The sequence below is a fragment of the Lachnoanaerobaculum sp. Marseille-Q4761 genome, assembly GCF_017565785.1.
Taxonomy (GTDB): domain Bacteria; phylum Bacillota; class Clostridia; order Lachnospirales; family Lachnospiraceae; genus Lachnoanaerobaculum.
The window spans coordinates 514248-539239 of sequence record NZ_JAGEKB010000001.1 but is presented as its reverse complement, the minus strand read 5'-3'; the positions used below and the strand labels follow the sequence as shown (position 1 = coordinate 539239).

The 24992-nt window shown below is 32.3% G+C and carries 22 protein-coding genes; all 22 read left to right on the top strand.

Annotated elements, in window-relative coordinates; translation table 11 throughout:
• Positions 1–9: 9 nt before the first annotated feature.
• Positions 10–552, top strand: a complete 543-nt coding sequence (locus J4O15_RS02510) for a hypothetical protein (RefSeq protein WP_208099572.1) — start codon at positions 10–12, stop codon at positions 550–552.
• Entirely contained in the window at positions 549–1082 is a 534-nt protein-coding gene (locus J4O15_RS02505; protein ID WP_208099571.1) for a hypothetical protein, read from the top strand. Before J4O15_RS02510 ends, J4O15_RS02505 begins: the two co-directional genes overlap by 4 nt.
• A 32-nt stretch (positions 1083–1114) precedes the next feature.
• Positions 1115–2410 (top strand): hypothetical protein, encoded by a 1296-nt coding sequence (locus J4O15_RS02500; protein WP_208099570.1) that lies wholly within the window; start codon positions 1115–1117, stop codon positions 2408–2410.
• 15 nt (positions 2411–2425) lie between these two features.
• Positions 2426–2995, top strand: coding sequence for a hypothetical protein (locus J4O15_RS02495; protein WP_208099569.1), 570 nt, complete (start codon positions 2426–2428; stop codon positions 2993–2995).
• Between the two features lie 232 nt (positions 2996–3227).
• Positions 3228–3704 (top strand): hypothetical protein, encoded by a 477-nt coding sequence (locus tag J4O15_RS02490; RefSeq protein ID WP_208099568.1) that lies wholly within the window; start codon positions 3228–3230, stop codon positions 3702–3704.
• Positions 3701–5053, top strand: coding sequence for a hypothetical protein (locus tag J4O15_RS02485; protein ID WP_208099567.1), 1353 nt, complete (start codon positions 3701–3703; stop codon positions 5051–5053). The genes J4O15_RS02490 and J4O15_RS02485 overlap by 4 nt, the downstream gene beginning before the upstream one ends.
• Before the next feature lie 39 nt (positions 5054–5092).
• Positions 5093–6334 (top strand): hypothetical protein, encoded by a 1242-nt coding sequence (locus tag J4O15_RS02480; RefSeq protein WP_208099566.1) that lies wholly within the window; start codon positions 5093–5095, stop codon positions 6332–6334.
• An 86-nt stretch (positions 6335–6420) separates the two neighbouring features.
• Positions 6421–7827 (top strand): DUF4280 domain-containing protein, encoded by a 1407-nt coding sequence (locus J4O15_RS02475; protein WP_243761941.1) that lies wholly within the window; start codon positions 6421–6423, stop codon positions 7825–7827.
• Positions 7828–7857: 30 nt separating this feature from the next.
• Positions 7858–9894, top strand: a complete 2037-nt coding sequence (locus tag J4O15_RS02470; RefSeq protein WP_208099564.1) for a leucine-rich repeat domain-containing protein — start codon at positions 7858–7860, stop codon at positions 9892–9894.
• Between the two features lie 258 nt (positions 9895–10152).
• Positions 10153–11721, top strand: a complete 1569-nt coding sequence (locus tag J4O15_RS02465; RefSeq protein ID WP_208099563.1) for a leucine-rich repeat domain-containing protein — start codon at positions 10153–10155, stop codon at positions 11719–11721.
• A gap of 72 nt (positions 11722–11793) precedes the next feature.
• Positions 11794–13188 carry a leucine-rich repeat domain-containing protein gene (locus J4O15_RS02460; RefSeq protein WP_243761940.1) on the top strand — a complete coding sequence of 465 codons (1395 nt, stop codon included), beginning with the start codon at positions 11794–11796 and terminating at the stop codon, positions 13186–13188.
• Between the two features lie 115 nt (positions 13189–13303).
• A complete protein-coding gene (gene tnpA, locus J4O15_RS02455) occupies positions 13304–13663 on the top strand; it encodes an IS66 family insertion sequence element accessory protein TnpA (RefSeq protein WP_009219910.1) in 360 nt (119 codons plus the stop codon).
• Complete coding sequence (tnpB, locus tag J4O15_RS02450) at positions 13612–14013, top strand: IS66 family insertion sequence element accessory protein TnpB (RefSeq protein WP_009219909.1); 402 nt, start codon at positions 13612–13614, stop codon at positions 14011–14013. Before tnpA ends, tnpB begins: the two co-directional genes overlap by 52 nt.
• A 90-nt stretch (positions 14014–14103) precedes the next feature.
• On the top strand, positions 14104–15645 hold the full coding sequence (gene tnpC / locus J4O15_RS02445) for an IS66 family transposase (protein ID WP_208099562.1): 1542 nt from the start codon (positions 14104–14106) through the stop codon (positions 15643–15645).
• Positions 15646–15730: 85 nt separating this feature from the next.
• A complete protein-coding gene (locus J4O15_RS15840) occupies positions 15731–16192 on the top strand; it encodes a leucine-rich repeat domain-containing protein (RefSeq protein WP_330638601.1) in 462 nt (153 codons plus the stop codon).
• On the top strand, positions 16193–16783 hold the full coding sequence (locus J4O15_RS02435; RefSeq protein WP_208099561.1) for a hypothetical protein: 591 nt from the start codon (positions 16193–16195) through the stop codon (positions 16781–16783).
• Positions 16776–17321 carry a hypothetical protein gene (locus tag J4O15_RS02430; protein ID WP_208099560.1) on the top strand — a complete coding sequence of 182 codons (546 nt, stop codon included), beginning with the start codon at positions 16776–16778 and terminating at the stop codon, positions 17319–17321. The genes J4O15_RS02435 and J4O15_RS02430 overlap by 8 nt, the downstream gene beginning before the upstream one ends.
• Before the next feature lie 46 nt (positions 17322–17367).
• The gene (locus J4O15_RS02425; RefSeq protein WP_243761939.1) at positions 17368–22404 is read left to right on the top strand and encodes a DUF6531 domain-containing protein; all 5037 of its coding nucleotides are present in this window, start codon (positions 17368–17370) and stop codon (positions 22402–22404) included.
• Positions 22405–22529: 125 nt separating this feature from the next.
• Positions 22530–22898, top strand: coding sequence for a hypothetical protein (locus J4O15_RS16520; protein ID WP_442911589.1), 369 nt, complete (start codon positions 22530–22532; stop codon positions 22896–22898).
• Positions 22899–22921: 23 nt separating this feature from the next.
• Positions 22922–23506, top strand: coding sequence for an RHS repeat domain-containing protein (locus J4O15_RS16265; RefSeq protein WP_330638600.1), 585 nt, complete (start codon positions 22922–22924; stop codon positions 23504–23506).
• 17 nt (positions 23507–23523) lie between these two features.
• A complete protein-coding gene (locus tag J4O15_RS15830) occupies positions 23524–24186 on the top strand; it encodes a hypothetical protein (RefSeq protein WP_243761938.1) in 663 nt (220 codons plus the stop codon).
• 10 nt (positions 24187–24196) lie between these two features.
• On the top strand, positions 24197–24694 hold the full coding sequence (locus J4O15_RS02415) for a hypothetical protein (protein ID WP_208099559.1): 498 nt from the start codon (positions 24197–24199) through the stop codon (positions 24692–24694).
• Positions 24695–24992 lie beyond the last annotated feature (298 nt).

The window sequence follows — 24992 nt, the reverse complement described above, 5'->3', positions numbered from 1 at the left end:
AAGGTAATAATGGATATTGAAAGTATGCAAAATCAGTTATTTTTTGAAAGAAGTGAAGAGTTTTTAAAAGAGCTTCATATGAAAAAAGATGAGTATGAACAATGGATTTTTAAGGAATTGGAAGAGTTTTTGGAAGAAAAAAGTGCCGAATATATTGTAATTTCACCTCTCTACAGCAGCTTTGTTACAAAGTCATATGAATATAGACTTGGAGTATATGGAAAAGATTTATACTTGAGTAATCTAAATAGAAGTATATACAAGGAACTTCCTTTAATGAAAAGGTATATAACAGAGGATTTTGCTACGATAGATAAATATATACTTGGTGATATGCAGGTTCAAGAATTTACAGATTGGCAAAAAAAGGATATAAAGTATCGATATAGTCTTAAATACTTGATGACCGGAAGGAGAGTATGGAAAGAATTAATAGAGAGCTTTGTTGAACGTATTAATAAGAAAAATAAGTCTGTTTTAGATAATATAAGCATAGTATATGGCTTGTACATGGAGAGAGGAGAACACTTTTTTAGTGGGAATATTGTATGAGTGAAAGATATTTTCTGATAGGTACTGACGAAAGTTATGAGCCGGTACCTTTAATGATTGATGTGAGAAAGAGCATAAAAGAAGAATATCTTGAAGAAGGAGAAAGCTATAAGCAAGCAGGGATATCTTTGGTTAATATAAGGAACTCTTTTGATGAGCAGGTTAAATATCCGGATATAATGGATCGGGGAATATTTATGCTGTCGGATGAGGCATATGAGATATTTAAACTCTATGAGCCGGCAACAGTAATAAAAAGAGTTATCCTAATGGAGGAAAACAGTAATGAAGTATATGAGTATATTATTCCGATTCTTAAAAGAATAGATTGTTTATCAGATAGAACGACATTCATACGAGGGAGATATATAGATAAGGGAATACTTATAGGGAAAAACATACCGGATACAGCTTTATTTAAGATACCGAATGTTGACGGAATGTGTACCGTGGCAAGGCTTGATTTTGTAGAAAGCCTATTAAAACGAGGTATGAAAGGAATTTGTCTACAGACTTTGGAGATTGAGTAGTTTATAAAATACTTGTAAAGGAGCATTTTAAAATGATTGACTTAGGAAGTGTAAAAGTACATAGTTTATTGGAAGTAGAAAGTATAGTTGGTGTTTATTTTACTATAAAGCCATGTAGTCATGCACATGTAAAACTACAGGTTATTATCGGTCATAGTTTTATTAATCAAATTAAAAATATAATAAACAAGATAAAAGGCTCCGACATAAGAGTAGAATATACTGACATAGCTGATAATAAAACCAAGGTTTTGTTTAAAGGGATAGTAGAAAGTTTTAGTTTCAGTAATGATTTAGGTGTCTGCTTATGCTACATAGAAGCATTTAGCAAAAGTTTGTTGCTTGATAAAGAAAAAAATGACAGACTGTTTCAAAATAAGGAAGATAATATAAAGTCTATTGTCGAAAAGGTATCTTCTAAAATTGAGACAAAGGTGATTTATAATACGGAAATTAAAAAACTGGGAAAATTGTTTTTACAATATAAGGAAACAGACTGGGAGTTTATAAAGAGAATTGCAAGTAACTTTGGAGAAGTGCTTGTGGCTGATTATAAATTGGGATTAACAGCGTTTTATTATGGGATGCCATATAGTGAAGATATGGTACATTTCCATCCGGATCATTATGAATCAGGTTTTGAAATAGATATTTCCGAAAAAAATGATTTATCAAAAGCAGACCATAATATGCCTTGCGGGGATATATACTATACAGTATCGGACTATAATGATTACGAACTTGGAAGTAAGGCGGAGTTTATGGGCAAAATCTTTTATATAAAAGAGAAAAAAGTTGAGACAAGAGAAGGGTACTTGGTTTTTACATATAAAATTTGTGATAAACAATATATAAAATCAATACCAAAATTTAATGAAAATATTACGGGTCTTGTAGTTAGTGGAAAAGTTGTAGATGTAAAAGAAGAGCATATCTATGTTAAAAGTGATATTGACTGTTCAGACAGTGTTTTTCCATTTGTATGGATGCCAATTACAGGAAATGTTATGTATTGTATGCCCGAAATAGATAGTAGAGTGCAGTTATATTTTGGAGACAGTGAAGAAAGTAAGATTATTTTTGCCTCTGATATCATAGATTATCTTAAAAAGAGTAATAGAGGGCTTACAACAGAGGATAAAAAGGAAATGTCGGTTGATGAAAATTATATTAAATGTGGTGGGTTAAGCATGTTAAGTTTTTCATCAGCATTAACAAACTTTGGAAGTACTGAAAATTTTTATATAAATGCAAAAGGGAAAATAAAGATAGAGGCACAGATGATTTCGCTTGAATCAAATGATGAGATAACAGTAATAAAACGATAATAGGAGGATATAGACATGGAATACTTTGATGAAGATGTAATAAGTGCAATGCATGTAAAGAGGAGGGAAGAGTACGGTAATATAGAAGAAGGTTTATATATACAAAATTCTCTTACTTTATTTCATAAAGTGTTGATGTTTGAAGACAAATTATCTGTAATGATGCCAAATGAATTTGTAATTATGTTACCTGAACTTATAAGTACTAAGTATATATCTGAAAAAAAACCGGATGTTATATATACAAGTCTTGATGGGAGCGTGAATTTTTCGTTTAATTTATTAGTAACTTCATCAGGTGAAAAGGATATGAGTTATGCCATAAATATGTTAAAAACAATGATAAAAAACATGAATCCCGCATATATCTTTTTTGAAGACAAAACAATTGAAAGTACTGCAGGGAACAGTATAAGCTTAATGCAGTTTAAAAGCTATGGAATTGATGAAGCTGCTTATAACATAATATATTTAATTAGTATAGATAAATATATTATTCAGGGAGCATTTAACTGTAAGTATAATGATATGGATGAGTGGAAAAGAGCAGCTTTTGAAATAATAAAGTCAATAAAGGTTGAATAAAGACAAATTTTAGAGCATGATAAAAACACAAGTTTTTATTGTGCTTTTATTGTATAAAAACTAATAATAATATGTTGTTTATAGAAAATCTATATGACATATATTATTAAAATATAATAAAAAATAGTGCAGAATTTGTTATAATTAGAGTAGTATTATTTTCATAAAAAATATTTGTGTATGTGTTGAAAGATGACATGAATATAAACAAAAGGGTAATTATGGAGAAACTATGAAAGGAAACTTGCCATATTTTTATATAAAAGAAAATCTTGAAAATACAAGAGGGATACGAATATATACTTTAGAGAATATTCCAAGTAATATAGATGCTCTTAATGAAAGATTTTATGAAATGCCAAGAGAGTTTGTTCTTGAAATAGAAAAAACAAAGAATTTTATATTTCCTGATTTGATGATGAGTGTATATCCTCTTATTTCAGAAAGATTTAGAGAGGTATTGCTTCTTTTTGATATAGAAATCTTTGTAAAAAGAGTTATGCTGATAGATAAAGAGAGTAGAGAGATGCAAAGCTATTATTTGCTTTATACAAAAAATTTGCTAAACACTGATTTCAATAATTTATTTAAAGCTGTCAGGGAAGAGAATAAAAAGATAAGATTTATTGTAAATCTTGATTTTGCAGAAAGTTTAATAAGAAGAGATGTTAAGGGAATAGAGTTTGTGGAAGTGGAGGAGAGCGTATGAGAGAAAACCTTATAAAACTTGATATTTTTGATGTACTTGCGGTAACAAGTTATGAAGCAAAACATGAGGTGGGCAAGCATGGCAGAGCAATAATAAGAGCCATAATAGAAGAAAAAAGAGAAGAAGAGTATGTCAATATTGCTAAAAATACAAGATGGGTAAGGGTTAATGCCCTTGATGAAACAGATAAAGAGAGTACGATATTTTATGGACTGCTAGAAAAGATATGTTTTTTTAAAGAAAGTGGAAGTTTCCTTGTTGAATTGGAATTGATCACAGGAAGTTCTTTAATGGAAGAAAAAGTACATACAAGAGGATTTTCTAAGGGTACCGGAGAATATGCTGATATACTTAATGCATTAAAAGAAGGATATGAAGAGTCATACTATATAACAGGAGAAGACGGAAAGGGAGTATTGCCCGGATTTTTGGTACAGTATGAAGAAAATGACTGGAACTTTATAAAAAGGATTGCAGCTTTAAAGCAGACAGTGGTAATGCCGGATTATCAGAGTGAAGGAGTAAAGTATTTTTTCGGTATGCCAAAAAGAGAAAGCAAGGTTTTAACTTCTGGTGATGTGCGTATTGTTGTAAATAAAGAATATACAGTTTATGAAGTCAAATCAAGGGAAATCCATTGTTTAGGAGACAGAGTAAGCTTTAACAGAAGGGACTACCGAATAATAAAAATTGTATCTAAAACAGAGGGAAGTGAACTTTACCATACATATTATTTAACACAGGATATAGACTATATAGTAAAAAAAGAAAGCAAGTATGATTTAAAAATAATAGGAGCATCACTTTACGCTAAAGTTACAAATGTAGAAAAAGAAAAGGTTAAGATAGCAATAGAGGATATAGAAAATAAGGATGAAGAAATAGAAAGATGGTTTGATTTTTCCACTGTATATTCTTCAAGTGACGGAGCGGGGTGGTATTGTATGCCGGAAAAGGGAGACAGCGTAAGACTGTATTTTCCCACAGAAAATGAAGAAAAAGCCTATGTTTGCAGTGCGGTACATGAAAATGAGGGCGATGGAATACGAATCGATCCTGAAAATAAGATTTGGCGAAATAAATACGGAAAAGAAATAAGACTGACACCGGAAGGTATAACCATAAAAAGCGATACGGGAGATTATATTGAACTAAATGACAGTACAGGAGTCAAGATAGTAAGCAGTGGAAGTATTTTGATAAAAGCAAAAGACACTGTTGAGATAAGCAGTGAGGATTCAAATATATCCATGGTGGCAGGTAAAAGGATTATGCTTTTACAAGATGATACACAAATAATATTAAAAGACGGAATAACTGTGAGTGGTGAAGGTATTCATATAAGCTGAAAAAAATGTGCTTTTGATGTGAACAGAAAGGGATTTTTTATGCTGATTATAGAAAATTTAGAAATAGAAATAGCATTACCTATTTATCTGGTTGAAAATTTTGTTATAAAAACTGTTCCAAACATGCATACCTGCTGTAATATTAACGGGGTGTTGGAGGAAAAACCCGGAGAAACAATTCTTACAGACAAAAAGGATATGGATATCCATATAAAATACAAAGGAAACACTGTATTTAGAGGATTTGTGGAAGAAATAAGCATTCATTCATCCGCCGATGTACATTATTTTGAACTTAAAGCATATTCATACAGTAAAAAATTAGACAATAAAGAGCATACAGAATTATTTCAAAATATAGAAAAAACTTATAGTGACCTTGCATGTGATGTGGTTAGAAGATACTCAGGAAATATCAATAACTACAATATAAAGGATAAGGAAATTGAAAGGCCTGTACTTTGCTATAAGGAGAGTGCCTGGGCATTTGCAGTTAGGATGGCATCCCACATAAAAACTTTTCTGTATCCGGGTATGGAATATGATAAGCCATATATTCATATGGGCATACATACAGGACATATGATTGAGCCCGGAGGTATTATAATTGAGAGCAGAGATCTGATCAAGAAAAAGGAGAATACAAGTCGGATAGAGTATAGGCTAAGGACATACAACTCTTATGATATAGGTGATAACATAGCGTTAGATAATAAGATTTTAACTTTATATAAAAAAGAGGTGGAGTTTACAAAAGGTGAGCTTATATTTAATTTTCAAGGAGTTGAAAGGTCATATATAGACGATATGATATATCCGCTTGAAAATGAAAATATAACAGGTTTGAGCCTTATGGGGAAAATTAAGAAATATAAGGATGGAAAAGTATACTTAAGACTTGATATAGACAAAAAAGAGCCGGATTATGGATTTGAGTGGTATCCTGAGACCGGAAATGCATTATATGCGGTACCTGATGTAGGAGAGAGAGCACAACTTTATATATCAGGTATGGGAACAGGAGATATGTATGTAGTACGAACCTTCGGCAGTAAAGGTAGTGATGAAAATAAAAAGCAATTTGAAGTTGGAAAGAAAAGTCTTAATTTCTCAAAAGAAGGAATAAGCTTCATTGCAGATGATATACTTACCATGAATGACAGAAGATTCAAGCTTACAGGTAATGGAGATGTGAACATAAGTGCAGCAGATAAATTGACCATAAAGGCAAGAAATATAAGATTAAACAGTAAAGAAGAAATCGTGTATATAAGTGAGTAAAATTCTGTAGCAGTAATGGAGTACAAATCCGAAGAAAGGGGTGCAAAGTGGCGAACGATATACAGAAAATGTATGAGCATCAGGAAATGAAGGGATATGGTGGATATGAATATGTGGTAAGAGGTGCAGAGGTTTCATGTAGCTATGGAAGCAAAACATGCGTATTAAATTTGAAAGATGATCATGGAGCACACACTTCAGATGGAAGACCTTTAATCACAGAAAATGACAGTACTACTGATAATATAAAAAGCTTTGGAATGTGTAATAAAAATAGGAGTAAGCCTTGTAAATGTGACCCTAAACTTGGAAAGTGGTGGGCTACCGATAATTCAAACATGAAAATATTTGATACCGCAGTTGGTGAGGAAAGTTATGCCGTTATGGAGGACTCTTTAGCCACATGTAATAAGGGTGGTTTAGTTTCATTTAAGACATCAGGGCAAACTTCACCAAGCTATGATAATGTAAAAGTAAAATATGCTGTAGAAATAGTTGAAGATGAAAAGAAAAATTGGAGTCGCAAAAGTGACAAAAAAGACTTTGTAGGTCATGTAAAGGTTAAGAATTCAGGCTTATATAACTTCGGTATAGAATTTTATGATATTAAAAGTGATGATAGTCTCGGAACCATATTTGTTTATGAAAAAAGTTGGGGGAAAATGAAGTATATAGGTGCATATGAGATAAAAAGTCATGCAGGAAATAAAGAAATGAAATTTCCTGATGATGTACGTAAGATAAATGAAAATACTTATGGATATGTATCCGGTTCACATTATTGGTCCCATTGGATAGATATAATTCTTTATGGTGGAAAAGATTATTATTTTGAAGTAGATTGTCCGGGAAGAGATGGGTTTGCATGCAAGTTAATTGGGAATCAGGAGATTTTCATTGATAAAAATATAATGATGGCCGTATGGAGAGAGAGTGATATATGTACTAGTTGGTATAAAAAAAATACTGGTGGAGTTGTACTTAAGCGAGCCGTAGTTTATTTACGAAAACCTTATATAGAACCTTTTTATAATTATTTTGCGGGAATTTATTTAGGACATGAAATAAAAAATGATGATAGAGATACAGCTATATCAACCTCAAAAACCGTTGTAGAAACAGGGATAGGAATATTTGATACATTTGCGGGTGTTTGTATTACTGCATTAGATTTGACATTTGGATGGATAGGGATATCAGAGATAAAAGAGCTAACTACTCAGCTTAAGCCTTATATTAATAATAATAATGTTGTAGATATGATAAAAATTACAATGTATGGAAATCCTGATGGTTTGGTTAAGGAATACGATATGGATGCAGAAGTTAGCACTGAAGTTTCTGAATATGGTACCCCGAACAGGTTAGAGGGAGAAAAATATCATTGGGGAAATTTTGAGGGTATATATTATAGTCAAGATGAGAAATTTATTAATATGGGTGAGATGAACAAGTTTATAGAACATGAAATTATAGGTAAAATGAATAACTAGTGCAATAAAGTGTTTTTGGAGGGGGATTCAATGCCGAGAAAAAATGTAAAGAATAAAAAAGCTAAAATTGTCTTTATTGTATTTATAACACTGTTTATTATGTTATCAATATTAATGAATTTAAGAGGCCACTTGGTAATAAAAAAAGGTGTTGTACTTAGATATAGAGTGGGGATAATAGAGAGAGTAAAAAAGGAAATAGATATAACAATACCTGAAGATGTTACGGAAATCGGCAACCATGCTTTTGAAAATAATGATTTAATCGATAAAATAATTATACCTTCAGGAGTGAAAAAAATAGGTGAGTTTGCATTTATAAATTGTAGTAACTTGAAGGAAGTTAATATAATCGGCTCTTTAGAAATAATAAAGAACGGAGCTTTTTATAACTGCACAAGTTTATACAGTATAAATTTACCTGATAAGTTGGAACAGATAGGTGATTATGCTTTCTTTGAATGTAAAGACTTAGACATAATAGAATTTCCATCTTCACTTAAAAGTATAGGTAAATCCAGCTTTTCAAATACTGCTTTAAAATCAGTTAAATTACCACAATCGGTAGAAGATATTAAAGACAGTACATTTTCCGAATGTAAAAACCTTGAGTACATGAATTTATCTTCATCTATAAAGAGAATAGGAAATAAAGCGTTTGAAAATTGTGAAGAGTTAAAAGTTGTAGATTTAACAGATAATTTGGAGCAGGTGGGAGATTATGCATTTTATAATTGTAAAAGTTTAGAAGGTATAGTATTTCCGGACTCACTTAAAAATATAGGTGAATTTAGTTTTTCAAGAACAAAGCTCAAGGATGTAATTATGCCGGATTCTGTAACACAGGTTGGTGCTTGTGCTTTTGAATATTGTGGAGAGTTGGAGAACATAAAGTTGTCTAAAAATCTTACAAATATAGAGGCAGAAACTTTGTGCGGTTGCTATTCGTTAAAAGAAATAGATATACCTGAGGGAGTCACAGAAATAGGAAATGGTGCCACAAGCAAATGTCATAATTTGGAAATACTGAATATACCTGACAGTGTAGAAAAGTTTGGCTTTAAATGCTTTTCAGAAACCAAGTGGATTGAAAATATACCTGTAAATGAAGACGGATTAAAAATTTATAGAGATATTTTATTAGAGGCAACAGATATACAGGAAAATCTGGTAATTAACCAAAATATAAACTTTATAGTCGGAGGTGTATTTCAAGACTTTGAAAAGCTGGAAAGTATTATTTTACCAAATAATATAAAGTGTATAGAAGAATATGCTTTTCAAAATTGCATTAATCTTAAAAGTATAGAAATACCTTACGGTGTGAATTGGATAGGGAGATCGGCATTTGATAATTGTAAAAACTTGAAGAGTATTATGATACCGGAGCCTGTAAAAGAAATAGGTGAGAGTGCATTTTATAGGTGTGAAAATTTATCTGAAATAGAGTTGCCAAAGGAATTAGAATACATTAGAGAAAACACATTTGAAGGTTGCAGTTCTCTAAAAAAAATAATAATTCCCAAAAATGTAAAACGAATAGAAAAAGGAGCTTTTGGAGGATGTACAAATTTAGAGGATATAAAATTTGAAGGTAATCCTGAGTATATAGGGAGTTCGTTTTATGAGACAAAATATTATGACAATATTGAAGAAGATCAATATGGCTGTAAATATGTACAAAATCACATTGTAGGTTTTGTGGATAAAGGGAAAAAGGAGATTATTATAAAGGAAGGAACAGTTAGTATAGCTAATGGAGCCTTTTCGGAGGGAACTTTTGAAAAAGTGATATTTCCGGAGGAATTAAAATATATTGGAGATTTTGCCTTTTCGTTTTGTAAAAACTTAAGAAGAGTTGAATTACCTAAGAGTTTGATATACATAGGAGATTATGAATTTCAATTTTGCGACAAATTAGAATATATTTATATCCCTGAAAGTGTAAAGGAAATAGGAGCAATGTCCTTTGTAGGCTGTGACAGATTAAAGGAAGTTGTTATGACGAAGGAAGTTGCAGATAAATTTTGGTATATCAGCGATAAGAAAGTGAGATATATAGATTAAATGGCAGCAAATTATTACGATAAGCAAATCATCCCTCTAAAAGTAAACAACTCCGAAGCTGAAGCTATGTCTTTGGATACGGGGTACTATATAGAAGGCAGACTTGAAGTATGATGATACTGTTAGTGTAGAGTATTATGAATAGTAATATTGAGTGAAATAAAGTTAAAGTACTTTAGAAAAAATAAAACATACATTATTAAATGCCGGAGTAGAGCCCAAACTGTATATGGGAAACATATTATAGGAGTATATTATATGGCTAAAATTTTTAAAAAATATAAATATATATTTATAATATTTTTACTTTGCCTTATCCTTTATGCTATATTATCAAATTTGAAGTGTAAGGTAATAATTAAAAACAATGTCTTTATGGGTGTAAAAAGCGGAATTATAGAAAAAAAAGAAGATTTGAAAGTAATAGAGATACCTGATAATGTGACAGGAATTGGAATCTTTGCTTTAGCACACTGTACAAAATTAGAGAGTGTTATATTACCCGACAGCATTAAAGAGATTAGAATGGGAGCTTTTTATGATTGCCAAAATTTAAAAAATATCAATTTACCTGAAAGATTGGAGGTAATAAGAAAAGATGCTTTCTCAAATTGCAAATCATTGACTGATGTAAAACTTCCAAATGGAGTCGAAATAATAGAGAAAGGTACATTTGGAGAATGTATTTCTTTAGAAAATATACAATTATCAAATAATACAACGGAAATAGAAGAAATAGCATTTTATAATTGTATAAGTCTAAAAAGTATATATTTGCCGGACAGCTTAAAAAAGATTGGGAGTGCTGCCTTTTTTAATTGCAGCAGCTTATCTAAAGTGAATATGCCTGAAGGGATTGAATGTGTAGGGGGAAATGTATTTGATGGCACTGAAGTCTTTGAAAACAGTGTAGCTGACGAATACGGATCTGTATACCTTGGAAAAGTTCTTTTATATAATAAAGGTGTAAATGATACGATTATAGTTAAAGATTCAACAAAGATAATTGCAAATGCCGCATTTATAAATAATTACAGATTGAAAGAGATAGAACTGCCTGAAGGAATAATTGAAATTGGGGATAACTGCTTTGAGAATTGTGAGGCATTGAAAAAGATAGATATTAAAGAAGGATTGAAAAAAATAGGAGAAAATTCATTTGCTGGGGCTGGCGTAGAGGAGGTTAAATTGCCTGAAAGTATAACTGAAATAGGATATGGAGCATTTAATAATTGTAGGGACTTGTCAGGTATTAATTTACCATCAGGAATAGAGAGGATTGCCGGTTACAGTTTTGAAAATACAAAGTACTTAAACAATATAAAACCGGATGAATATGGATGTAAGTATGTAGATAATATACTTTTGTCTTCTGAAAATAACGGAAGTTCAATAATCCGTATTAAAGCAGGAACCCGAATGATTGGTGCACAAGCTTTTGAAAATAGAAAGGATATTGAAGAGGTATATATTCCTAAAAGTGTAGAAAACATTGACTTTAAAGCATTTTTTCTATGTTCAAATTTAAAAAAAGTAGATTTTGAAGAAAGTATCAAATTAAAAGAAATCAATTATTTTACATTTGTTGGATGTGAAAAAATAGAAAATATGGATTTACCTAACAGCTTAGAAGCAATAAATGCATATTCTTTTGGGGGTTGTTCTTTCACTAAAATAAAAATACCGGAAAATGTGGAATATCTGGATTCATACGCTATCAGAGAATGTTATTCATTAAAGGTAATAGAGTTGCCTGAGAGATTAAGGGGAGAATATCACTGGATTGAGACGGATGGGATTAAGACTCCTAAACTTGTGTTTTATTAAGGAGATTATATATAAGTCAAGAATATAAAGGGGTCAAGGTTATATCTACAAGCTGAATTGAGGGATGTATATATGAAACCAAAATATAAAATTTTGTGGATAATTATAGTTGGAATAATTGTTGTTTTTATATTATATATAGCTTTAAACTTTAGATGGCATTTAGTTTTAAGGGATAATAAAGTTATTGAATATAAAGCGGGGTTAGTAGATAAAAATATAAGAAACTTGACTGTATACATACCTGAAGGTACAACGGAAATCATGAATGATGCTTTTTCAGGTTGTAAGAGTATAGAGAAAGTATATATTCCGGAAAGTGTAAGAATAATACATCGAAGAGCGTTTATAGGTTGTAAAAACTTAAAAGAGATAAATTTGCCGGAAAGTTTGGAACAAATAGACAGAGATGCATTTAATGGTTGTACAAGTTTGGAAGTAATAAGAATTCCTGAAAATGTAAAATATATCGGGGAATCAGCATTTAGCGGATGTACTGATTTAAAAGAAATATCATTGCCACAATCACTTAAAAAGATAAAAGCGATGACATTTTCTGAATGTAAAAACTTAAATAATATAGAGTTCCCACAAAATATTACAGATATTGAAATGGGTGCATTTATGGGATGTGAAAATTTGGAGGTTGTAAAACTTCCCGACACTTTAAGTCATATAGAGGATTATGTATTTTCAGGTTGTAAAGCGTTGAGAGAAGTGGTTTTACCAAATAATTTAAAGTATATAGATGATGCAGCATTTAATGGATGCACAAGTCTATCATCTATATACTTAAGTGATTCTGTTGAATGGCTTGGGTATAATGCTTTTGGAGAGTGTACTAAACTTAGCGAAATAAATATACCTGACAGTATCAGCCGGGTAGGAGCATATTGCTTTGAAGGTACAGAATGGTATAAAAAACTTCCTGTAGATTCAGAGGGATTAAAATATTATAAACATATATTATTTCAGGCAACTTATAATAAGGAAGAGGCTTTGATTCCAACCGAGATTACTGTAATTGCAGGCGGTGCATTTATGGGAAATGATGAACTAAAAAGTGTTGTTTTATCAGATAGATTAAAGAGTATAGGAGAGTATGCTTTCTCAGGGTGCAGTAAGCTTTATAATATAGCAATACCGGAAACTGTGAGATATATCGGTTCATCAGCATTTTCCAATTGTAAAAGTTTGGAAAATATATCAATACCTGAACATATTACTCATATATATAATAATGCTTTTGAAAATTGTGAGAAATTTCAGCATATAGAACTGCCTCAAGGACTTGAATATATAGGTAAAGAAGCATTTAAAGGTTGTACTTTAATAAAAAAGACTGTTATTCCAAAGACTGTAAAGCAAATAGATGATGGTGCATTTAGTTTATGTATAAACTTAGAAAATGTAGAGTTTGAGGGGGAACCGCTCTATATAGGAAATTCTTTTGTAAGCGCCTTATAATATAATGCCTTATATTCAGTTATAAATAATGAGATAATAGTTACCAACAAGTGTATAGTACTATTTAGTTATAGTGAAGTATAGTACTGTATAGTAATGCAAGTCGGAGGTAATTATGGATCAAGTAACAAAAGTAAAAAGGCATTTAAAACAAGAGCAATGGAAAGCACTTATTAATGACTGTCAGTCCAGTAAAATGACTGTAGCAGCCTGGTGTAAAGTAAATGGTATATGTGAGCAAACATATTACAGAAACTTAAAGCGTCTTCGTGAGCAGTTATGTGAGACTATTTCTATCCCCTCAGAATCTTTGGAAAATCCTACAACTTTCAAAAAGATAGAAATCACTTCACCTTTACCGTCTACAAATGCCGGAGTTATTATTCATTTACAAAATGCTACTGTCGAAATTTATGAAGGAACATGTCTGCAAACCATACAAACAGTGTTGTCAGCACTCAAAAGCGTATGTTAGGCGATATCAGTGTTGCTAAAAATATCTATATAGCCTGTGGATATACAGATATGCGAAAATCTATTGACGGACTTGCCGCTATAATTTTACAGCAGTTTAAAATGGACCCTTTTCAATCAGCATTGTTCCTTTTTTGCGGAAAAAGATGCAATCGCATAAAAGCACTACTTTGGGAAAAAGATGGCTTTGTACTGCTATATAAGCGTTTGGAGAATGGCAGTTTTCGCTGGCCACGCAATGAAAGTGATTTAAAAGTAATTTCATGGCAACAATTTCGCTGGCTGATGGAGGGACTTGCAATTGAGCAAAAGTCATCAATCCTTCCTGCTAAAAAGGGAGCTTTCTGCTAAATGAAATCGTTATATAGCCTTATTTTCACTGGATGTGTGTCACTTTTTGTAGTATAATTATATCATCAAAATAGTAAGGAATATACAAAAATGCAAAATAAAGATGCCTATATAGAGCACCTTGAAAACACCATAAAAGACCTTCAAAATCAAATAAAAAACCTTACTGAAATGCTTTCATTGCTTCGAAAGGAGAAGTTTGCTTCTTCAAGTGAGAAGACTTCTAAAAAGCAGTTTGAAGGTCAACTTTCTTTATTCAATGAGGCAGAACTGGAGGCAGATGCAAGAGTATCTGAGCCAATTGAAACAGCTGTTAAAGGCTATAGACGTAAAAATTGCAAAACAAAAAGGGATGAGCTTCTAAAAGATCTGCCTGTTCGTGAAGTATTATGTAGTCTTGTTGAGGAAGATCAATACTGTGAACAGTGTAATACAAAGCTTAAAGTTCTTGGTAAAAAGGTAGTAAGAGAAGAATTAGAGTATATTCCTGCAAAACTTAGAATTGTTCGTTACATTCAGTTGGTTTACGAATGCCCAAAATGTAAACACACAACTCATCCTTATATAGTGAAGGCACATACTCCTTCATCACTTATGAATCATTCATTGGCTTCTCCAAGTTCAGTAGCCAATGTTATGTATAAAAAGTATGTAAATGGTATGCCACTTTATCGACAGGAAAAAGACTGGGAGCAATTGGGAATATCTTTAACACGTTCAACTATGGCAAACTGGATAATCCGTTGTAGTGAGGATTATCTAAAACCAATAGTGGAATATCTGCATAAAAGATTGTTGGAGCGTGATATCCTACACTGTGATGAAACCCCGGTACAGGTGCTTAAAGAAGAAGGCAAAGCACCGCAGGCAAAGTCTTATATGTGGCTATATAAAACAGGAAATGATGGCAAACCATCCATTATCATTTATGACTATCAGCCTTCAAGAAATGGTGATCATGCGGTGAAATTTCTCAAAGATTTTAGGGGATATGTTCATTGTGATGGTTATTCCGGTTACAATAAACTTTCTGATATAACCAGGTGCGGATGCTGGGCACATCTTAGGAGAAAGTTTATAGAAGCAATTCCTTCTCAAAAAGTAAAGGATGCACCTCTTACTCATGCAGAGATCGGAAGGGATTATTGTAATAGGTTGTTTTATATTGAAGACAGCCTAAAAAACTTAACATACAAAGAAAGATATTATAAGCGTCCGGAACTGGAAAAACCTGTTCTTGAGGCTTTTTGGAGTTGGATTGATTCTATAACAGCTTTGAAAGGTTCAGCCCTTGGAAAAGCAATCATCTATGCAAAGAATCAACGCCCATATCTTGAGAATTATTTACTTGATGGAAGATGTGCTATTTCAAATAATACTGCTGAAAATGCAATTCGTCCATTTACGGTAGGTCGTAAGAATTGGCTATTTTCAGACACCTCAAAAGGCGCGTCTGCAAGTGCTATTGTTTATAGTATTGTAGAAACAGCAAAGGCAAATGGATTGAATGCCTACACATATCTGGAATATCTCCTCATGTACATGCCTGATACTGAGTGGCAGTCTGATCCTGATCTTTTGGAAGATTTAATGCCCTGGTCAATGGATGTGCAGGAAGAGTGTAAACTATAACTTAAAGTGCTCTTTTAATTTTGAGCACTTTTATTTTATATTATTATCATATGGATTTTGATGGAATACAAGGCATCATGTTATTGTGCGCTTACATTCTTTTTATGACACAAAGTACTATAATAGCATAAAAGAGGATGAGTATAGTTGCAAATATATCGGGAATCATCTTATAGAACTTGTAGATAAAAAAAGAGGAAAGGTTATCATAAAAGACGGAACAATCAGTATAGCAAATAAAGCATTCTCTCAATCCAGGATAAGAGAAATATTTTTTTCAAAAGAACTGAAAATAATTGGAGAGTCCGCTCTAGGACATTGCAACGGATTAGAAGATGTAGAGTTTCCGGAAGGGCTGATATATATATCTAAGCTGTGCCTTATAGATTGCAGAAATTTAAAGAGAGTATATATACCTAAGTCTGTGGATGATGTAGGTGAAAGTATACTCTTAGGCTCAGGTAATGTAAAAGAAGTTACTGTGAGCAAAGAAATAGCGGAAAAGATCGATTTTTATGAGAATGTGAAAGTGAGATATATAGATTAAATGGTAGAAAATTATTATGATAAGCAAATCATCCCTCTAAAAGTAAGGAGCTCCGAAGCTGAAGCTATGTCTTTGGATACGGGGTATTATATAGAAGGTAGACTAGAAACTTTTAGTAAAGAACAGTACTTTGATGACTTGTTAAGTATATATATTCCGGAATCTTTTATAGATATGCCGGATGAAATAAAAGAAATAAAATATCCTACCAATTTTAGACCTGAGATAATAAAAACAAATCTTGCCGGAGATGTAAATCTAAGCATTAGCCTTTTTAATGTCAGTGAAGATACAGAAGTAAAAACTTTGGTAACTGATTTTAAAAATCTGCTTTCAAAAGCACATAATGGGATAAAGTTTTTAGAGTATAATGAATTGGAGAAAGAAGGCTGTGTAAAAATGTATTGCTTTGATTTTATTATACCCGGAATAGATGAGAGAATATATCATAAAACAGGTCTGGGGAAGATAGGTAGAGAAACAGTACAGGTTATGTTTAATTGTAGGGAGCCATTATCATGGACATGGAAAAAAGCTGTGAATGACATACTTCAAAATATAAAACCGGTAAGAAAGCAGACAAATGAATAGGGAAAAGCAAAAAAAGGAATATTTTAAAAGTTTCAGATACAAATGGCTCAGCGAAAAAATTCGGGAGTATAAAGATTATAATATACAGGATTTATCTGAAGAAATAAAAAACATACTGTCAAATGTGATAGAGGAAAAGCGGATATATAAGCTTAAGTATCTTGTATTATTTTTCCTTAATACGAGTCTTTATACAAAAAGCTATAAATTTATGCTATATGCCTCAGATGAGGGCTTGTATATAGATAAACCTTTAGGTATCAGGTATTGGATTCCGGATTTTATGAAAAAAGATTCCTGTAAAATTCATGAAGAAATGATGGCGGGTATAGGAAAACATTTATTAAGTGAGCCGGAGATAGAAGAAGGAATAAGGTTTGCTTTAAAGGGATATGAAGAGATCATTTCAATTCTTTGGAAAAAAGCCTTAGAGTCGGTAATCGATACGGATATCTTTAAAGATACATCTAAAGAGTTATTATTTCTCTTTGGTGAATATATGGGAGAACTAAAGCAGGTAAATCTAAATATGCACTAAGTAAAGCACTAAAAAAGTAATCATCCACAGGAGGAGGTAGTGTCTAATGAAAAAACTAAAGGGAAGTTCCATAAAGTTAAAAAGTGATGTAAATATATCAGCCGATAAAGTATTGCTTAAGGGAAAAAAATCAAAGACATATGAAGAATTAAAAGAGCCTTATAAGGATATGTCAAAGGACTTTGAAAGACTGCTTCCAATGATGCTTGGTGCAATGCCTGTCATGGCAGGAGTGCCAAGTGAGAAAGACAAGCTTATGTTAAAACTTATGGGAAGTTTGGCAGCATGTGCAGGAGTAAAGATAATCAAAAATCAGGATGGAAGTTACAGTGCGGTTTATACAGGTGCGTTAAATCGTGTAAGAAATAATGCAGTACCGGCGGTTTTAGAACTTAGTGATGTACAGCTAAAGGAAGAAATCTATAAAATCATTTCAAAGATGCTTGAAAAGAACGGTCCGGCCTTTGCCTCATGGAATGAACTTTTAAAAGATCTTATGAAAAACAACAGTATGGAAGATTTTTTAAAGGGTGCAAGGGGTGCATTATGTGCTATGACGGGAGATCCGGTAAATGCAAATACCGGAAACTTTACATATAGTAAAGAAGATATTGTGCTCCGCTCAAAACTTCCTATAGGTTTTATAAGATCTTATAACAGCAGTGAAAAAAGAACGGGAGTACTTGGAAAAGGTTGGAGACACAGCTATGAAATATCTATAAGTCAAGAAGAAAACGGATATATATTACATTTATCCGACGGACAGGATGAAGCATACTTTGTGGATGAAGAAGAAAGAATACACTCTGTTTTTGATGATTTCAATCGTTTAAAGAAAACGCAAACAGGATTTATTTACAATGCTGAAAGCGGACTTATATACCTTTTTGATAAAGCCGGGAAGCTTTTGCGTATAGAAAGAAAGGATGGCGAGGAGGTCTATCTTTCTTATGATATAAAAGGCAGACTGATAGAAGTATCTGAAAAAAGTGGAAGCAAAATAGCCCTTTACTACAATGATTTCGGAAAATTAAGTGAGATAAAAGATCATACCGGAAGAAAAGTAGAGTACATGTATGAAGGAAATCAGCTTGGAAAAGTATACCATGAGGGAAAACTTACATACAGCTATTACTATAAAGATGAACTTTTGGAAAAGATAAAAAATCCAAGGGGAATTTATGTCTTGGAAAACCTTTATGACGGTGAAAACAGGGTAAAGATACAAAAATTTGCCGACGGAGGAATAATAAGATATGATTACAACAATGAGGAAAGTAAGACCTTTGTCATAAATCAGAATGGAAATGCAGAAGTACATGTACATGATGAGAATTTCAGAAATATAGAAAGTGAGTACGCGGGTGAGTCGGAAAGCTTTACTTATGATACAAGAAATCTGTTGACCTCATATAAGGATAAAAAAGGAAATATAACATCCTATGAGTATGATAAGGAAGGAAAACTTACAAAGGTTACTTTCCCTGATAATCAAAGTGAAAGTATAGATTATGACAGAGAAGGGAATGTAGCAGTCCATTATATAAACGGTGAAGAGATTGAAAAGTATTACTATGATGATAAAGGAAGAATCATAGAAAGTAAAAATGCTTTAGGAGAAAGTACAAAGCTTGATTACAGCAAAGCGGGCAACACAGAAAGCCTTATAATAACTTTGCCTGACAATTCCACAAGAAAAGTTTACTATGATAACAGAGGGAATATATCCTGTATCGAAGAAGAAAACGGTAAAGTAACCACTTATGAGTATGATAACCTTAATCGTGTGATTGCAAGCATTGACGGAGAAGGTAATAAAACAGGGTTTTACTATGATGATAGAGACTTATTGACCGCTGTAAAGGATGTCTTAGGAAATACCTGTAGATATAACTATACAGAGAATGGGAAGCTGTCTTTATTTGAAGATTTTAGAGGTGGCATAACAAAAATAAATTATAATGAGTTAAATAATATAAATGACTTTACCCTGCCTGACGGTGAGACTTACAGAATGGAGTATGATCTTTGCCAAAATCTTATAAAGGAAGTATATCCTGACGGAGGAGAGGTAGAGTATACTTATAATGCAATAAATCTGGTAGAAAAAAAGACTTTGCAAAATAAGGGGGAGTATAAGTATCACTATGATGCAAACGGAAATCTGATAAAGATAATCGATCCTTTGGGAAATATGGAAGAGTATTCATATGATGAAAGAAACAGGCTTATATCCTATAGGAATAAATCCGGAGAGGAAACAGAGTATGAGTATGGAAAACATAGCCTGAATATAACAAATAATCTTGGAACACATAAAATAAAGTATGATATTTTGGGAAGGATAATACTTGAAACAGATGTGTACGGTTTCGCAAGAGAATATGAATACAATGAACTTGGAAAAATAAAAAAGATAAAGTCAGGGGAATTTGAAACTCTTTATGATTATTATAAAGGTGGTCTTCTACAAAGAAAAACATATCCTGATAAAAGATATGAAATATTCACATATGATAAAAATTTGAATGTAGTAAGAAGGGAGAATGAAAAGGGAGATTATGTTTTATTTACCTATGACAAGCTGAACAGACTTATAGAGGTAAAGAATAACTTTTCACAAAAACAAAGTTTTGAATATGATGCCATGGGAAATGTAGTAAAAGAAACGGATGCCATGGGACATGTGACAAAATACAGTTATTCTCTTGGAGGGAAGCTTACATCAGTAATAGATGCCTTGGGAAACAGAACGGAATACAGTTATGATAAGGTAGGAAGGCTTATTACCGTATATAGGCATAAAGGTGATAAAGAACTTATATCAGGTGTTGAATCGGCAAATACTTCTCTAAAAGAACAAATAGATGCAGTAAGTATCCCAAGGGTTACAAGATACAAAAGAGATCTTATGGGAAATATAGTGTCTATTATAAATGTACTTGGATATGAAGAGACATTTTCATATGATCTTTTAGGAAGAGTGACCGGAAAGAGAGACAGAGAAGGTTATAATACAGCTTATTCCTACACAGAAGCCGGAGATATCAAAAGTATTATATATAATGACGGGAAAAGTGTGGAGTACACCTACAACAGCTTAAGAGAGTTAAGTCAGGTAAAGGATGCACTCGGTACTATAAATATAGAGAGTGATAAGTTTGGCAGAACAACAAAGGTAGTGGATTATAACGGTGAAGAAGTAAGTTATAGATACGGAAAGTATGGTGAGAGATTAAAGACATTATATCCTGACGGAAGCAGTGTATCATATGAATACGATAAATATTTAAGACTGACAAGCCTTACATCAGGAAATAAAAGGGTGGATTATACTTATGATAAAGATGGAAGACTTATCAGAAAAGATATGTCTGAGGATGTAAGCAGTATCTATGAATATAATGAAAGAGGACTCTTAAGCAAACTTTGTCATTTAAAGAAGAATGTAAAGCTTGAAGAGTATGCCTATGATTATGATTTTTTAGGGAATAAAACAAAGATTGTAAGACATAGGGATGTAAACTCGAAGGGAATAAAGGAAAATGATAATAAAGAAAAGATTATACATAAACTATGGGATGATTCAGCCACATTTTATTATAGTTATGATGCCCTAAGCAGACTTATAGAAGTAAAAAGAGGAGACAGACTTGTAAGTAAGTATACCTATGATGCCTATGGAAACAGGGAATCACTAAAAAGGTCTAATGATTTAGAGATAAGATATACTTATGATGCTTTGGACAGACTTATAAAAGAGGGAGGATTACAGGGAAATAAGACATACGAATACGATAAAAGAGGAAATCTTATCGGTATAACAGATAGAGGAAAGAGAGTAAGAGCTTACGAATATGATATCACAGGTAGGCTTGGCTTAAGTTACTCAAAATCAGGAAAAGCAAGAAGCTACAGTTATGACGGGATTGGAAACAGGATAGGAATAAAAGAGTATGAACTTGAAAAAGGAGGTTATGGAGAGAGTAAATCTATAGATATATTCAAACTTGACTTATCACAAAAAGAACCGATATACAGTGAAGAATATGTACTTGACAGAACAAAGGCATATCACAATCTTTTGCAAAATAAAACCATAAAAAGAGGCAGTCAGGCAATACAAAGCTATGTATGGGACTTTAATGTCGCATATATGGAAGAAAGAGAAAAAGAGTATGCATATTTACAGGATGAGCTTGGAAGTACAATTCGCCTTCTTGAGCAGGGAGGAGAAAGTCAAACTATATACGGTTATGATGAGTTTGGAGAAGACATCTATTGCACACAGGGACAGATACAGCCATTCGGATATACCGGCTATAGATATGATAATGTAGCAGGTACTCACTTTGCCCAGGCAAGAGAGTATGTCGCAGGAGTTGGCAGATTTGCCGGAGAGGATTGGATAAAGGGAGAGATTTATTATCCCACTTCATTGAATCAGTATGGGTATTGTCTGGGGAATCCGGAGAAGTTTGTTGATTTGGATGGAAAAACACCGACTATACTTATTGGTGCAGGTATAGGAGCAGTATTTGGATTTGCCGGTGGACTCTTTTCAGAAGGAATAGAAATAGCAAAGGGTAACCAAAAGAATATTAATTGGAATAATGTAATTGTAGACACTACATCAGGACTTGCAGTGGGTGCGATAGCAGGTACAGGTGTAGGAATAGGATATTTAGTAGCCGGAGGAATGTCTGTTGGAGCAGGTAATTATGTTACAAAGGTCGTTGCTAATGGCGAATATGAAAGTAAAAGCTTGCAGGAACATTTTGTTGATGGAGCAATATCAAGTGTTGTTTGGGGTATTTCTGCGGCAGCCGGTGGAACAATGCAAAAAGAAGTACAAGAATTGAAAGAAATTAGTAAAATAATTGATAACGGAGTATATAATATTGCCTTGGCAAAGGCTGTACAAGGAGGTGCATATATGGGTGATGCACCGGGAGAGAATATGGTTGATGTAGGCAAGTGGCAGTATACAGAGTTTATTAGTAAGATGACGGTAGCATGTATAAAATCAAACTTTGCTTCAATAATTTTATCAGGAGCATCAGATATGGGATTAAAAAAATAAAAAAAATAATTTATAAAAATCAAGATAGCGATATGTTGGATAAAGAACTGAGAGATAAGTTTAAAAGATATATAAATGTAACAACTAAAAGGGGCGAATGTTTTACAGAATAGAGGTGAGTAGTTATGCCTGGTATATTAACTTTATTATTAATATCTTTTGCATCACATATATTACTCTATGCAGCTTGTTGGAGTATAGATAAAACAGATATAGAAAAACATAATAGAAAGATAAAGCTTAATAAGTATACAAATGTATTATTTTTTTTGTGGTCAAGGAATGAAAAAGTATATTGGTTAGTATATATACTTATAATTAGTGAAAGTATAGTATTTATATTATTGTGGATATTATATATAACTAATATAGAGCATATTTTTAAAATGTTATTCAAATTGTATATATACATTTATTTACTAGGAGGACTTATTCTTTTAATAAAGGTTTTAAAGAAAAGAGTGAAGGATTTTATAAGTGGTAAGATTAGATAAACCTAAAAAAGTAGTAAAACACAGTGACTTTTCATGAGGTATGTAATATCTATGGATATAATAAAAGCACACTTGGCAATTTAAAGGGTGGCACAAAAAAGAATATTAATTGGAATAATGTAATTGTAGATACTACATCAGGACGTACAGTAGGAGTAATAGCAGGTACGGGTCTAGGAATAGGATATATAGTAGCTGTAGATAAGACATACGAATATGATAAAAGAGGAAATCTTATCGGAATAACAGATAGAGGAAAGAGAGTAAGAGCCTACAAATACGATATCACAGGTAGGCTTGGCTTAAGTTACTCAAAATCAGGAAAAGCAAGAAGCTACAGCTATGACGGGCTTGGAAACAGGATAGGAATAAAAGAGTATGAATTTGAAATAGGAGGTTATGGAGAGAGTAAATCTATAGATATATTCAAACTTGACTTATCACAAAAAGAACCGATACACAGTGAAGAATATGTACTTGACAGAACAAGGGCATACCACAATCTTTTGCAAAATAAAACCATAAAAAGAGGCAGTCAGGCAATACAAAGCTATGTATGGGATTTTAATGTTGCATATTTGGAAAAGAAAAAGATCTATTCGGCTTAATGATAGGCGAACATTGGATGTTAGGTACAGGAAAAGATATTGTAGAATTTCCAACAATGTATACAGGTGAAAATGGACCTTGGGGACAATATATGATGAAAAATCCAATACTGACCGGCAAAGTGGGTGATTTAGTTATTCCTATAGGTAACAAAGTTAAGCCGGGTGGCAGCATAGATGTAACACTTGAAATACCACATATGGTTATTGAAAATGATGAAAATGCAGTGGGCTATCAGTTTTTACATGGAACTAATGAAGAAGTAGGCGGTTTTAAAATATCAGGTAATATTAGCAAAAGTAAGAAAGGTGATGTAACATATATGATGACATATACATGGAATGATATTATAGATCCGAATTTCATGTATGATACAGATATTGAAAAATCAAATGCTGCAAAAGAGAATGGTTTATTTACACCTAAAGATTACGAGATACATTTAACTTGGTATGACACTACGATAATTAGAGCAAGAGAAGGAGAGATGTTTTGGCAGAAAAATTTAGGATGGTTAAAAAATTGGAATAAAGATTGGGTTAGTAAATTACCAGGGGAATATCCTAAAAAATATAGAGCTTCAGAAAGTGAGCAGGAAATTATAGGAGTAAGATGGGAAAAGTTAAGAAACCAAATTTATTCATCATATCCTATGTATTATTTCAATACAATAGATTAGAAGGTGAAAAATGAAAGTAAAGACTAAACTTTTTTTAAGTATAACTGTAATATTGCTTATATCTGTTATTATTTTTTGCGTAATAAAGATAATAATTCGTCCTAAGGTAGCGTTTATAGAAGATGATAATAAGTTAGTTACCAAAATAGAATCTCCTATAGGACATATATATTATGATGATACATTAGATGATGTTAATGCTAGAATATATGTAACTATAATTAATAATGACAATAAGATTCATAAAGTTACATTTATTTTAGACTCAAATGAATATAGGCAATATAATTTTATAAATTCAGATTTTAAATTTTCAGGTATATATGAATGGTATCCGGAGGATATATCAAATGATGCAGGAATAGATGGAAGGTTTATTGGTGAAAGGGAAATAGTACTTCAAGTGAATGAAAAGAAATACTTAACAATAAGGGCTACAGCAAACTTTGGAGGAGTAAAGGATTACAGAAGAGCAGGTCCTCCTGTTGAGCTAAAGATATTGGAGTAGATTGAAAAGGTTAGAGTGAGGAGGATTTTATGTCGAATTTCTGTATTACAGCAATAGTGCCTTTTTTAGATATATACTACTTTATGGTGCCTGTTGTGGAATAGATAAAACTGATATGGAAAAACAAAAGAGGGTTATTAAGCGCACTTTGCCATTTAAAGGAAGGTGTAAAGCTTGAGGATTATGTGTATCGTCTTTTGGAAATAAGACATACGAATACGATAAAAGAGGAAATCTTATCGGCATAACAGATAGAGGGAAGAGAGTAAGAGCCTACGAATATGATATCACAGGTAGG

Bases quoted from the DNA above. Each gene is read 5' to 3' on its own strand.
- J4O15_RS02485 (WP_208099567.1), top strand. From the start codon at position 3,701: ATGAGAGAAAACCTTATAAAACTTGATATTTTTGATGTACTTGCGGTA.
- tnpC (WP_208099562.1), top strand. From the start codon at position 14,104: ATGCAAAATAAAGATGCCTATATAGAGCACCTTGAAAACACCATAAAA.
- J4O15_RS02470 (WP_208099564.1), top strand. From the start codon at position 7,858: ATGCCGAGAAAAAATGTAAAGAATAAAAAAGCTAAAATTGTCTTTATT.
- tnpB (WP_009219909.1), top strand. From the start codon at position 13,612: ATGTCTGCAAACCATACAAACAGTGTTGTCAGCACTCAAAAGCGTATG.
- J4O15_RS02465 (WP_208099563.1), top strand. From the start codon at position 10,153: ATGGCTAAAATTTTTAAAAAATATAAATATATATTTATAATATTTTTA.
- J4O15_RS02510 (WP_208099572.1), top strand. From the start codon at position 10: ATGGATATTGAAAGTATGCAAAATCAGTTATTTTTTGAAAGAAGTGAA.
- J4O15_RS02460 (WP_243761940.1), top strand. From the start codon at position 11,794: ATGAAACCAAAATATAAAATTTTGTGGATAATTATAGTTGGAATAATT.
- J4O15_RS02425 (WP_243761939.1), top strand. From the start codon at position 17,368: ATGAAAAAACTAAAGGGAAGTTCCATAAAGTTAAAAAGTGATGTAAAT.
- J4O15_RS02415 (WP_208099559.1), top strand. From the start codon at position 24,197: ATGAAAGTAAAGACTAAACTTTTTTTAAGTATAACTGTAATATTGCTT.
- J4O15_RS02495 (WP_208099569.1), top strand. From the start codon at position 2,426: ATGGAATACTTTGATGAAGATGTAATAAGTGCAATGCATGTAAAGAGG.
- J4O15_RS02480 (WP_208099566.1), top strand. From the start codon at position 5,093: ATGCTGATTATAGAAAATTTAGAAATAGAAATAGCATTACCTATTTAT.
- J4O15_RS02490 (WP_208099568.1), top strand. From the start codon at position 3,228: ATGAAAGGAAACTTGCCATATTTTTATATAAAAGAAAATCTTGAAAAT.
- J4O15_RS02430 (WP_208099560.1), top strand. From the start codon at position 16,776: ATGAATAGGGAAAAGCAAAAAAAGGAATATTTTAAAAGTTTCAGATAC.
- J4O15_RS16520 (WP_442911589.1), top strand. From the start codon at position 22,530: ATGCCTGGTATATTAACTTTATTATTAATATCTTTTGCATCACATATA.
- J4O15_RS02475 (WP_243761941.1), top strand. From the start codon at position 6,421: ATGAAGGGATATGGTGGATATGAATATGTGGTAAGAGGTGCAGAGGTT.
- J4O15_RS02500 (WP_208099570.1), top strand. From the start codon at position 1,115: ATGATTGACTTAGGAAGTGTAAAAGTACATAGTTTATTGGAAGTAGAA.
- tnpA (WP_009219910.1), top strand. From the start codon at position 13,304: ATGGATCAAGTAACAAAAGTAAAAAGGCATTTAAAACAAGAGCAATGG.
- J4O15_RS02435 (WP_208099561.1), top strand. From the start codon at position 16,193: ATGGTAGAAAATTATTATGATAAGCAAATCATCCCTCTAAAAGTAAGG.
- J4O15_RS15830 (WP_243761938.1), top strand. From the start codon at position 23,524: ATGTTAGGTACAGGAAAAGATATTGTAGAATTTCCAACAATGTATACA.
- J4O15_RS02505 (WP_208099571.1), top strand. From the start codon at position 549: ATGAGTGAAAGATATTTTCTGATAGGTACTGACGAAAGTTATGAGCCG.